Source organism: Paenibacillus sp. IHB B 3415, from assembly GCF_000802655.2.
Classification (GTDB): Bacteria; Bacillota; Bacilli; order Paenibacillales; family Paenibacillaceae; genus Paenibacillus_AQ; species Paenibacillus_AQ phytohabitans.
The window spans coordinates 25,059-35,922 of the sequence record NZ_JUEI01000087.1; the positions used below are offsets into that span (position 1 = coordinate 25,059).

The window sequence follows — 10,864 nt, forward strand, 5'->3', positions numbered from 1 at the left end:
GTGCTTGGCCCGGGACGTTTGGCCAGCCTCCCGGATCTTCACATACAACAAGCTGTCCACAAAAAGGGAGGGTATTTCATCATGAGAAAGATTGCCTCGGTATTATTGTCGGTTGTGCTGGTATCGGCAGCGCTGGTTGGCTGCGGAGATAACAACACAGGTGACGAAGGAAGCGGTTCCACGGAAAAAGTCACTTTACAGCTGATGTCACTGAAGCAGGAGCAGGCCGGTCAGGACGCGTTCAATCAGATTATAGAGAAGTTCCAGGACGAGAACCCGAATATTACCATTGATCTGCAATCGATGAGCTCCGACCAGCTGAAAACGACGCTAAGAGCAAGAATCGCCTCCAATGAAATGCCGGATCTGGTCACCTGGATGAAGGAAATCGAGCCGGAATATCTGCTGGATTTAACAGGGGAGAGTTTTTTGTCCAACCTGAATAATGACAGCGTTTCCGCCGCGAATACCATTTATGACGGCAAGGTGTACGCGATGCCGATCGACAATGGTTACATTGGATTCTATTACAACAAGACGCTGCTGGCTGACAATGGTCTTGAGGTTCCCAGAACCCTGTCTGAGCTGAAGGCTGTCTCCGAAGCCCTCAAGGCCAAAGGAATCCCTGCTTTTGCTACCGGAGCGAAGGATTTATCCGTCGCCTACATGCCGCTGATCGCCTTGTTCTCGGAAACGGTATTCGGGAAGAATCCCGACTGGTCCAAGGATAGAGACAGCGGAAGCATCCAAATCGCCGCCGATCCGGACTGGAAGCTGGCCTTTGATCTGCACAAGGATTATGTATACGGTTACAGCGACACCCAGAATGCCTTCAACCTCAGTTATGATGACTCCAATGCCATGCTGGCGCAAGGAAAAGCGGCGTTCTACGGCAACGGCTCCTGGGCGCTTGAACCGATTCGCCAGGTTGGACCGGATGCTGATATCGGCCTGATGGCCTTCCCTGTTTCCGAGGACCCGAAGGATGCTAAGCTACTGGTCTTCCCTGACACCTCGCTCTCGGTTGCCAAAGACAGCAAGCACACCGCTGAAGCCAAGAAATTCCTGGAGTTCATGACGACAGAGACGGCGGGAACCATCTGGTCCGAGACGGTCAAGGTGTCCTCCACAGTAAACGGTGTGAACGTGGATTACGATCCGATTGCCGCCGACATCAACGAATATATCTCCAACGGACAGTTCACGCCATATGGCGACAGAGTGCTGAGATCGGTATTTACCGACAAGCTCTGGGAGGATTTCTCGAAATATATGCTGGGCAAAACCGATTGGGCCAAGCTTTCCGCCGATTTGGATACCGCCTGGGATAAAGCTCTGGAGATTGAGCAGAACAATTAACAGCATTCTGTACGGATATTCCATAGCCGCCACAAGCTGCGGAATATCCGTTTTCTCTATCAGATTCGTTGGGGTCCCCGGTTTAAGCTTGTTGAAAAAGGAGGGAAGCGTGTTATGAGAACTAAAAGGAAAAACTTCTTTTTCTTCCTGATCCTGCTGCCGGCGCTGACACTGTTTACCGTCTTCTTTATCATCCCTGTTGTACAGAGCCTGATGCTGTCCTTCACCGATGCCTATGGCATGAGGAGCAGCAACCACTTTGTGGGATTGCAGAATTACAAGGAAGCGATTATGGACAGCAGCTTCAGGCAGACGATTTACGCCACGCTGATTTTTACCGCTACGGCCGTTATTTTCGGCAATTTTCTGTCCCTGGGTTTGGCGCTGCTTCTGGATGCTAAGCTGAAGGGACGCAATTTCCTCCGCTCCCTGTTCTTCATTCCCAACATTATGAGCCTCCTGGTGGTAGGCTATGTGTGGTCCTTCGTGTACAGCGATGCGATTCCCGACCTGATCTCCTTCCTGCAGCTTCCCGATGCCTGGCGCGGGTCGATTCTGGGGAATTCCAATATCGTTCTTTTCGCGCTGGCACTTACGGCCATATGGAACAGTGCCGGATATTATATGATTATCTATCTGGCAGCCCTGCAGGGCATATCGGATGAGCTGATGGAAGCGGCGAAGATTGACGGCGCGAGGCCCCGGGATATTTTATTCAAAATCAAGCTTCCGCTGATCTCGCCCATTATCGTCATGTGCCTGATTCTTTCTACCGCCTCACACATTAAGGTGTTCGAGCTGCCGTTCACCATGACCTCCGGCGGTCCGGCCGGCGCCTCTATGACCATGGTGCTGAAAATTTACAATACGGCCTTCAACGCCAATCAGACCGGGCTGGCTACGGCACAATCGACTATTTTCTTCATTCTGATTGCGGTGATAACCCTGGTTCTGACAAGAATCATGAAATCAAGGGAGGAGAAGATCTGATGAAGTCTCCCGTTAAGCATAAAAAGGCTGGCCCGCGGGTAATCGCGATGAATGTGCTGATCTGGTTCTTCGCCCTGCTGTTCTTTGCTCCCATCTATATAGTGGTGTTGAATTCCTTCAAGACCAAGCCGGAGATGCTGATCTCGACCGTTGCGCTGCCTTCCAAAATAAACTTTGCCAACTACGCGACGATTCTGACCAATAATGATTTCCTCTCCTCGCTGTGGTTCAGCATCGTGATTGTTGTCTGCACCACGGCGCTTACCGTCCTGGTGTCCTCACTTGCCGGATATTCGCTGGCCCGCTGGAAAAGCAAGTTCTCCAGAGGGGTGATGCTGGTCTTCCTGACCACCCTGTTCGTCCCGTTTCAGGTGTATATGGTGGCACTGATTGTCATCGCCCGCCAGCTCCACTTCACAGGAAGTCCGCTGGGGCTGGTGCTCATCTATATCGCCCTCGGGATGCCGGTGCCGATCTTCCTCTACAGAAGCTACGTGCAGACCATGTCGACAGAGATTGAAGAAGCGGCGGCCATCGACGGCTGCGGCAATCTGCAAATGTTCTTCCGCGTGGTCTTTCCGCTGATGAAGCCGATTACGGCAACGGTGGCCGTGCTGAACGCGCTCTGGGCATGGGGCGAGTTCCTGGTCGCCTTTCTCGTCTACGGCAACCACAAGCCGATGACGATTCCCTTGTCCCAGCAATATTTCTACGGCAACTACAACCAGCAGTGGAATCTGATCATGGCAGGGTTTGTAATCTCGACGATACCGATCGTAATCTTCTATGTATTCATGCAGAAGCATATTGTCAAAGGCATTGCCGCAGGTGCGGTGAAAGGCTGAATGACGGAAAGAACGGAAAGAGAAAGCGGGGAGACAGATGTATCGTTCAATTACCGATAAGGTGGCCCATATAGCGGCCCGCCTGGAAAGCGTACAGCCGGAACTGATACCCTTATTCAAGCAGTGCTACAGCAATACCCTGGAGACGACAATCGAGCGCCTGGAGGACGGGACGACCTTCATGATCACCGGGGATATCCCGGCGATGTGGTTAAGGGACTCCTCAGCCCAGGTCAGACCTTATATACAGCTGGCAGCTGAGGATGCGGAGCTGGCGGGCATGATCAGAGGCCTCGTGATGCGACAGGCCAGGTACCTGCTGCTGGACCCGTATGCCAACGCTTTTAACAAAGAAGACAGCGGTGCCGGACATCAGCAGGATCTCACCCGCATGGGACCGTGGATCTGGGAGCGCAAATACGAGCTGGATTCCTTATGTTATCCGGTTCAGCTGCTGCAGGATTACTGGTCGGCTACCGGGGATGGCAGTATATTTGACGAAACCGTCCACAGCATGCTGAAGACGATTGTCGCGACGATGAAGACGGAGCAGCAGCATGATTCAAGGTCGGACTATTCCTTCGAGCGCACGGAGGTTACGCTGCCCTCGGATACGCTTCCCTTTGACGGGCGCGGCACGCGGACCAACTTCACCGGCATGGTCTGGTCAGGCTTCCGGCCAAGCGACGATGCCTGCAAATACGGCTATCTTATTCCGGCCAATATGTTCGCGGCGGTGATTCTGGAGCATGTGGGGCGGTATGCTGAGGACTTCTATAGCGACAGTGAACTGGCTATTGCAGCCCGCAGGCTCAAGCTGGAGATTGAATTCGGCATCGAAAATTACGGCGTGTACCTCCATCCGGAATTCGGAGCCATCTATGCCTATGAGACGGACGGTTACGGGAATTATAATCTGATGGATGACGCCAATGTGCCGAGCCTGCTGTCCATTCCGTATCTGGGCTACCGGCCGAAGGAAGATCCGATGTACCAGAGAACGCGTGCCTTCGTGCTTAGCGGCGGTAATCCCTGCTATTATGCCGGAGCTTACGCCCGGGGAATCGGCAGCCCGCATACACGGGCCGGCTATATCTGGCCGATTGGACTGATTATGCAGGGCTTGACAGCCACAGACCCGGAGGAGAAGAAGGGACTGCTCAGCCAGCTTGCGGCCACCACGGGCGGCACCGGGCTGATGCATGAGAGCTTTGACCCTGACCGGCCGGAGGTGTTCACGCGGGAATGGTTCGGCTGGGCGAACAGCCTGTTCGGGCAATTCGTCACGGAGTGGCTGGATTCCCTGTAGAAGCGTATAACGGACAAATGAATAAACTCTGCGCAAGCAGTATCCAATAGCCTTCTGAAATGCCTACTGTGCATTCCGGAAGGCTTTTGCCCGTGGATTACAGCAGTAAAGCCCATGCCAAACCAGTTGAATATCCTTCACTCACAATCGGATTTTGCCTTATGGGCCCGGGGCCGCTCCTTATAATGAAGATACGACAGCGGCAGCCGCTAAGGCAGCCTGAGGAAGGAAGAGAAGAGAGATGAAGCTTCGGATTAAGAGAGTCAGAACGGCCTGCCGGCGCTGCCGGTCAAGACCGGGGGCCTTGGGAAGACGCTGCGCAGGGATTGGTTCCTGTATGCGATCCTCGTGCCTTTTGTATTATGGTATATCCTGTTTGCCTTTAAGCCAATGTACGGCCTGCAGATCGCCTTCAAGGATTACAGCGTCTTTCAGGGGATTGGACAAGCCTGGCCCATTCTGCGGAAGGTGCAGGAATTGGGACTTAATATTCCGGAGCAGTTATCAATTGTTGCGATGGAGCATGGGGAACTGGAGGCTTGTCCCGGCTTGTCGCGCCCGGCGCTGCTGGTCCAGGAGGCAGGGGAGCGGGCGGCTGAGCTGATGCTGCGGCGGATTGCCAATCCGCTGGCACCTTATGAGCAAATCCGGCTGCTGGGACCGTTTCTGACAGGGGAGACGGTTGCGGAACCATCTCTCTGCTGAACAAAGAAACCGTCAATTCTCCAGCTATAGGAGAATTGACGGTTTCTTAATCCTAGTTTAATCGCCCGTCTCCACAATCCACACCTCAGGAAGATTGCGGAACTGCTCGGCGTAATCCAGACCATAGCCGACAACGAATTCGTCGGGAATGTCAATGCCGCAGTATTCGACCGGAACTTCGACCAGGCGGCGGGAAGGTTTGCTTAGAATAGTACAGATACGGACACTTGCAGCTTCGCGCAGGGCGAACAGCTGCCTCAGATGCTGCAGAGTCAGGCCGGTGTCGATCAGATCTTCGACGAGCAGCACATGTTTGCCGCGGATATCGGTATCGATATCCTTCTTGATCGTGATCACTCCGGAGGAAGTGGAGCTTGCCCCGTAACTGGACACCGACATGTAATCAATGCCGACCGGGAGGGTGATTTCGCGCATCAGATCGGACATGAATACAGCGCCGCCCTTGAGAATACCGATTAGTACAAGCTCTTTGCCTTCATAGTCACGCGATATTTCAGCGCCCAGTTCTCTGACTCTTTGCTGCAGCTGGTCCTTGCTGACCAGAACTTTGGTAATTTGTGTCATGGTTGACGCTCCTTATGGATTAGGATGTGATCAGGAGGATGATCTGTCCTTTTCCTTCAGCATAACATCATGTGCGCCTCCTTCAAAGATGGTTGTGGAGGAAACCAGTGTTATCTTCGCCTGCTTCTGCAGTGCCGGGATGGTCAGTGAGCCGCAGTTGCACATGGTTGATTTGATTTTGCTGATGCTGAGATCCAGATTATCCTTGAGCCGGCCTGCGTAGGGAATGAAGGAATCCACGCCTTCCTCGAACTCCAGCTTGCTCTCTTTGTCGGCATTGCCGAAGTCATAACGCTGCCAGTTGCGGGCGCGGCTCGACCCCTCACCCCAATATTCCTTAACGAAGTTCCCGCCGACCAGCAGCTTGCGTCCGGGGCTTTCATCGAATCTGGCAAAATAGCGGCCCAGCATCACGAAGTCAGCTCCCATCGCCAGCGCCAGCACAATATGATAATCATGGACAATCCCGCCATCGGAACAGATCGGGACATAGATGCCGGTCTGCTCGTAATATTCCTGGCGGGCGGCCGCGACTTCAATGACGGAGGAGGCCTGGCCGCGTCCGATCCCTTTTTGCTCCCGGGTAATACAGATGGAACCGCCGCCGATGCCGACTTTGATGAAATCCGCCCCGGCTTCTACGAGGTACAGGAAACCTTCCTTGTCGACGACATTGCCTGCCCCAACCTTCACTTTCTCCCCGAAAGTATCCTTAATATAATGGATGGTTTCGGCCTGCCATTCGGAATAACCGTCAGAGGAATCAATGCATAGGACATCTGCCCCGGCTTCCACCAGCGCCGGCACGCGCTCCTTGTAATCCCGGGAGTTGATACCCGCGCCGACAATGAGCTGTTTGTTGTCATCATGCAGCTCCAGCGGATACTCCTGATGGCTGTCATAATCCTTGCGGAACACAAGGTGGACGAGATGGCCGCTGGCATTAACAATCGGCAGGCAGTTCAGCTTATGATCCCAGATCATATCATTGGCTTCGGTTAGGGTGATGCCTTCTTCGGCATAGATTAGTGAAGATAACGGCGTCATAAATTCAGTAATCGGGCACTCCGGCGGCAGACGGTTCTCGCGGTAATCTCGGCTTGTGACAATGCCCATCAGCTTGCCTGTCGGTTCCCCGTTGTCCGTAATGGCAATGGTGGAGTGGCCGCTGCGCGCTTTCAGCGCTAGTACATCCTGCAGTGTATCCTCCGGCTTCAGATTGGAGTCGCTGAGGACGAAGCCGGCTTTGAACTTTTTGACCCGGCGGACCATCTCGACCTGCTGCTCGATAGACTGCGAGCCATAGATGAAGGAGATGCCGCCGCTTTTGGCCAGGGCAATCGCCATGTTATGGTCGGATACGGCCTGCATGACCGCTGAGGTAACGGGCAGATTCATGGTCAGCGCCGGAGTCTCGCCCTTGCGGAATTTGGTTACTGGCGTCCGGAGATCGACATTCCCCGGGATGCACTCTTTGGTGGTTAGACTGGGCACCAGCAGGAACTCACTGAAGGTTCTTGAAGGCTGCTCATAATAATAAGCCATGGCTTGTCACTCCCCTGCTATAGTTTCATCAATTCTGCAATTGTAGTTCTATACACTTCATACCTTGGATAGAAACCGTACCGGCACTCCAATGTCCGTTTCCAGCTGCTTGTAGTGTTCCCCTTTGGCCAGAATTGCCTGCACACCGACAAGCTCAATGCCCATAACGGACATTTGCTCAGCGATGCAGCGGATGGTAGCGCCTGAACTGATCACATCATCCAGCAGCAGCACCCGGTCACCGGCGGAGAATCCGTCAAAATAAATATAATTCTCGTTATACGCCGTTTCGCGTTTGATGCTGACCTCGTAATTCTCATACAGCTCTGTGCTGAGGCGCAGGATATTCATCGGCTTCATCAGCTTGTAGGCCGCAAGCATGCCCCAGGTATGCCCGCCCGGTTCAGGCGATACGATGTAATCGAAATCCGGGAATTGTTCCGTAACGGCCTCTGCCAGACTATCGGTAATCTCACTGATCAGCTCAGGGGTGATGTAGGTTCCGCGTTCTCCAAAAGGGTATAGCTTAAAGTCATAGGCTGTATCTTTATTTTTGTAGATCCTCACATTCTTGGCTTGGCTGATCGATTCACTTAACCGTGCGTAGGATGCACTCATTGCCCTCACTCCTTCTATTATAGATGCCAAAAACCCCAGGACCAAGAGGCGCAGGACAAGACAGGTACGTCAGGAGGAGAAGACGGGCATAGCCGAGTTCCCTTCACTGGTTGCTCCATTGTCTTGTCTGGCCTCTTGTAGCCTGGGGCAATTTACGGTTGCCTGTAGATACGCTCATTCCAAATTAACGAGCTTATACAAGAGATGTTTAATTAGAGAATCTGACATATTATTGACTCGGATGGTTTCTGAATGATTGTTTTCAATATTTGTGTTATATAATATTACGCGTATGATTTGTTATATGCTATCATCCGCAATAATGTGTGTCAATATTTTGTTTTTATGTTATATAAGGTTACATTAACGTGTTTGGATTATACAGATAACCTGCGGATTCATAAAAAAACTCTAAATAACCCATTCTAAAGCATGGTGCTTTGGCGGATTTTTATTTATAATAATTATTATCTGGAATTCATAAATAGTTCAAAGGTTTTGTAAAAAGCCGTATTTTGATGTGATATACTTAACACAGCGATTTGAGATCTTGTGAAATTGATACTAATACATGCTAACAAGCAGTAACAGTGCCTACACCAATGAATAGAGATTAGGATGGTGAACAAGCGATGCATATTGTCGTCGTTGGCCTGAATTACCGTACGGCTCCCGTAGAGGTGAGAGAACAGTTCGCTTTTGCCGAGAAGGATCTGCCTGCTGCGCTTCATCAGCTGATGCAGACGAAGAGCGTTCTGGAAGGGGTCGTAGTCGCCACCTGTAACCGGACGGAAATTTATGTGGTCGTGGACCGCCTTCATATGTGCGGATATTTCATCCGCAGCTACATGGAGCAGTGGTTCGGTGTGAAAAGTGATGTATTTGCGCAGCATATGTATATATATGAAGACGAGCAGGCGATTGCCCACCTGCTGCGTGTAACCTGCGGCCTGGATTCCATGGTGATCGGCGAGACGCAGATCCTGGGACAGGTACGCAGTGCTTTTTTGACTGCCCAGGCGGAGGGCGTAACCGGAACGTGGTTCAACCGGCTGTTCAAGCAGGCCGTGACACTCGGCAAACGTGCGCATAGCGAGACTTCGATCGGCGAAAGTGCGGTTTCGGTCAGTTATGCAGCGGTGGAGCTGGGCAAGCGGATCTTTGGGATGTTTACCGGCAAAAGAGTGCTCATTCTCGGCGCCGGCAAAATGAGCGAGCTGACGGTGAAGCATCTGTACAGCAGCGGCGCGGCTGAGGTTATCGTCGCGAACCGGACGTTGTCCCGGGCGGTGGAGCTGGCCGAGAAGTTCTCGGGCAAGCCAAGTACGATTGAGGAAGCACTGAAGCGTCTGGATGAAGTGGATATTGTCATCAGCTCCACGGGAGCGGACGGTTATGTGCTGACGGCTGCCCAAGTGGCTGAAGGGATGAAGCGCCGGCCGTCACGGCCGCTGTTCATGATCGACATTGCCGTTCCCCGTGATATTGATCCGGCTGCGGCAAGCGTACCGGATGTCTTCCTCTATGATATCGATGATCTGGAAGGCATTGTGGAGAGCAATCTGGAAATGCGCCGCAGTGAAGCGGCCAAGATTGAAGTGATGATCAGTGAGGCAATGGATGAATTCCAGCTGTGGCTGAAGACGCTCGGTGTCAGACCGGTGATCCGTGCGCTGCAGGACAAGTCGAACGGGATTTATGAAGAAACGATGGACAGTCTGTTCAACAAGCTGCCTGAACTGGATGAGCATCAGCGTAAAGTCATCCGCCGCTTGACCAAAAGTATTGTGAACCAGATGATGCATGATCCGATTAATGTCATCAAGGAGTTGTCCGGCGGGAAGCAGGGGAATGAAGCTCTGGAGTACTTCACCCAGATTTTTGCACTGCAGGAGCAGCTGGACCCGGGTCCGGATGACCGTAGTGCTGTACCGGTTGAGGAGGCGCCTGCTGAAGTATCCTCCGGCGGAAAGTTCGCGGTGCCGGGGACGGTGTTTGCTCCGGCCGGCCTGCTGGGCGGGTGAGCGACATGCAACTGCTGAACGGAATATATGATGCCGCTCTGCTGCTATATGCCCTGAGCCTGCTGTTTGTTTTCTCGGATTGCCTTCGGCGCAATCCGGGCGGAAAGCGGCTGGGCACAGGGCTTCTTGCTGTTGTGGGCCTGCTGCAGCTCGCGGGGCTGGCGATCCGCTTCTCGCAGGAGGGCGGCCTGCCGATCTTCACACCGTATGACTTCCTGTTCTGGTTCTCCTTCAGTATGGTGGTGATCTCACTTGCCGTTGCGTACACGCGGGGCGGCGAGTTTACGATTCTGCTGCTCAGCATGGCAGGGTTCAGCGTCTTTCTGCTGAACCGGGTATGGCTGACCGCAGAGGATCATGCCTTGCAGAGCTGGAGTGCGGTGCACGGCTGGCTGGCGATGCATGTGATTTTGGCCAATTTGAGCTTTGCCGCACTGACACTGGGGACCGTATTTGCGATAATGTATTTGTTTCTGCATACCAAGCTTAAGAATAAGAAGTGGGATGACCGTGTCCGCAGGCTCCCAAGCCTGGAGACAATGGACAAATATTCGTATACTGCTATCCTTGCCGGTGTGCCGCTGCTGCTGGCCTCGCTTATTCTGGCAGGCTTGTCGATTATTGCGGAAGGGCGGACGCCGCTGTTCCAGGATTTAAAGGTGCTGACTACGCTTATCGGCCTCGGAGTCTACATACTCTATATAGTACTGAAGGTTTCCGGCCGCAGAAGCGGCACTGCGATGGCACGCTGGGCGATCACCGGCTATGGCTTTATCATTCTTAATTTCCTGCTGAATTCATGGTCTGAGTTCCATGGCTGGGGCGGGTAGTAGGTCTGGTAAGCCAGGTGCTGGAGTGCAGAGGTGGCTAGTGTGCTGAAGTGC

10 protein-coding genes and 1 riboswitch are annotated in these 10,864 nt (G+C 52.9%); of the genes, 7 read left to right on the forward strand and 3 right to left on the reverse strand.

Annotated elements, in window-relative coordinates; genetic code table 11:
* Positions 1–81 precede the first annotated feature (81 nt).
* The 5 genes from QW71_RS29855 to QW71_RS41070 all read left to right on the forward strand — a co-directional run bounded on the left by QW71_RS29855 (position 82) and on the right by QW71_RS41070 (position 5,208).
* A complete protein-coding gene (locus QW71_RS29855; protein ID WP_039308069.1) occupies positions 82–1,359 on the forward strand; it encodes an ABC transporter substrate-binding protein in 1,278 nt (425 codons plus the stop codon).
* 114 nt (positions 1,360–1,473) lie between these two features.
* Positions 1,474–2,349, forward strand: coding sequence for a carbohydrate ABC transporter permease (locus QW71_RS29860; RefSeq protein ID WP_039308071.1), 876 nt, complete (start codon positions 1,474–1,476; stop codon positions 2,347–2,349).
* The gene (locus QW71_RS29865; RefSeq protein WP_039308073.1) at positions 2,349–3,194 is read left to right on the forward strand and encodes a carbohydrate ABC transporter permease; all 846 of its coding nucleotides are present in this window, start codon (positions 2,349–2,351) and stop codon (positions 3,192–3,194) included. The genes QW71_RS29860 and QW71_RS29865 overlap by 1 nt, the downstream gene beginning before the upstream one ends.
* 37 nt (positions 3,195–3,231) lie before the next feature.
* The gene (locus QW71_RS29870; RefSeq protein ID WP_039308075.1) at positions 3,232–4,503 is read left to right on the forward strand and encodes a glycoside hydrolase family 125 protein; all 1,272 of its coding nucleotides are present in this window, start codon (positions 3,232–3,234) and stop codon (positions 4,501–4,503) included.
* A 348-nt stretch (positions 4,504–4,851) separates the two neighbouring features.
* The gene (locus tag QW71_RS41070; protein WP_039308078.1) at positions 4,852–5,208 is read left to right on the forward strand and encodes a substrate-binding domain-containing protein; all 357 of its coding nucleotides are present in this window, start codon (positions 4,852–4,854) and stop codon (positions 5,206–5,208) included.
* Positions 5,209–5,265: 57 nt separating this feature from the next.
* On the opposite strand, the gene hpt is transcribed toward QW71_RS41070, so the two are convergent.
* Genes hpt through QW71_RS29890 form a run of 3 tightly spaced genes read right to left on the reverse strand, consistent with a single transcriptional unit; the run spans position 5,266 to position 7,956 of the window.
* Entirely contained in the window at positions 5,266–5,793 is a 528-nt protein-coding gene (gene hpt / locus QW71_RS29880; RefSeq protein ID WP_039308079.1) for a hypoxanthine phosphoribosyltransferase, read from the reverse strand.
* 30 nt (positions 5,794–5,823) lie between these two features.
* On the reverse strand, positions 5,824–7,338 hold the full coding sequence (locus QW71_RS29885; RefSeq protein WP_039308082.1) for an IMP dehydrogenase: 1,515 nt from the start codon (positions 7,336–7,338) through the stop codon (positions 5,824–5,826).
* A 57-nt stretch (positions 7,339–7,395) separates the two neighbouring features.
* Positions 7,396–7,956 (reverse strand): phosphoribosyltransferase, encoded by a 561-nt coding sequence (locus tag QW71_RS29890; protein ID WP_039308084.1) that lies wholly within the window; start codon positions 7,954–7,956, stop codon positions 7,396–7,398.
* 118 nt (positions 7,957–8,074) lie between these two features.
* Positions 8,075–8,177, reverse strand: a riboswitch (purine riboswitch).
* 411 nt (positions 8,178–8,588) lie between these two features.
* Between QW71_RS29890 and hemA the strand changes: the two genes are divergently transcribed.
* Positions 8,589–9,980 (forward strand): glutamyl-tRNA reductase, encoded by a 1,392-nt coding sequence (hemA, locus tag QW71_RS29895; RefSeq protein WP_039308086.1) that lies wholly within the window; start codon positions 8,589–8,591, stop codon positions 9,978–9,980.
* A gap of 5 nt (positions 9,981–9,985) precedes the next feature.
* Positions 9,986–10,810 carry a cytochrome c biogenesis protein CcsA gene (ccsA, locus tag QW71_RS29900; protein ID WP_039308088.1) on the forward strand — a complete coding sequence of 275 codons (825 nt, stop codon included), beginning with the start codon at positions 9,986–9,988 and terminating at the stop codon, positions 10,808–10,810.
* Positions 10,811–10,864: the final 54 nt, after the last annotated feature.

Excerpts from the sequence above, each read along its gene's own strand:
- QW71_RS29885 (WP_039308082.1), bottom strand. The coding sequence starts at position 7,338 with ATGGCTTATTATTATGAGCAGCCTTCAAGAACCTTCAGTGAGTTCCTG.
- hpt (WP_039308079.1), bottom strand. The coding sequence starts at position 5,793 with ATGACACAAATTACCAAAGTTCTGGTCAGCAAGGACCAGCTGCAGCAA.
- QW71_RS29860 (WP_039308071.1), top strand. The coding sequence starts at position 1,474 with ATGAGAACTAAAAGGAAAAACTTCTTTTTCTTCCTGATCCTGCTGCCG.
- hemA (WP_039308086.1), top strand. The coding sequence starts at position 8,589 with ATGCATATTGTCGTCGTTGGCCTGAATTACCGTACGGCTCCCGTAGAG.
- QW71_RS29890 (WP_039308084.1), bottom strand. The coding sequence starts at position 7,956 with ATGAGTGCATCCTACGCACGGTTAAGTGAATCGATCAGCCAAGCCAAG.
- QW71_RS29865 (WP_039308073.1), top strand. The coding sequence starts at position 2,349 with ATGAAGTCTCCCGTTAAGCATAAAAAGGCTGGCCCGCGGGTAATCGCG.
- QW71_RS29870 (WP_039308075.1), top strand. The coding sequence starts at position 3,232 with ATGTATCGTTCAATTACCGATAAGGTGGCCCATATAGCGGCCCGCCTG.
- ccsA (WP_039308088.1), top strand. The coding sequence starts at position 9,986 with ATGCAACTGCTGAACGGAATATATGATGCCGCTCTGCTGCTATATGCC.
- QW71_RS29855 (WP_039308069.1), top strand. The coding sequence starts at position 82 with ATGAGAAAGATTGCCTCGGTATTATTGTCGGTTGTGCTGGTATCGGCA.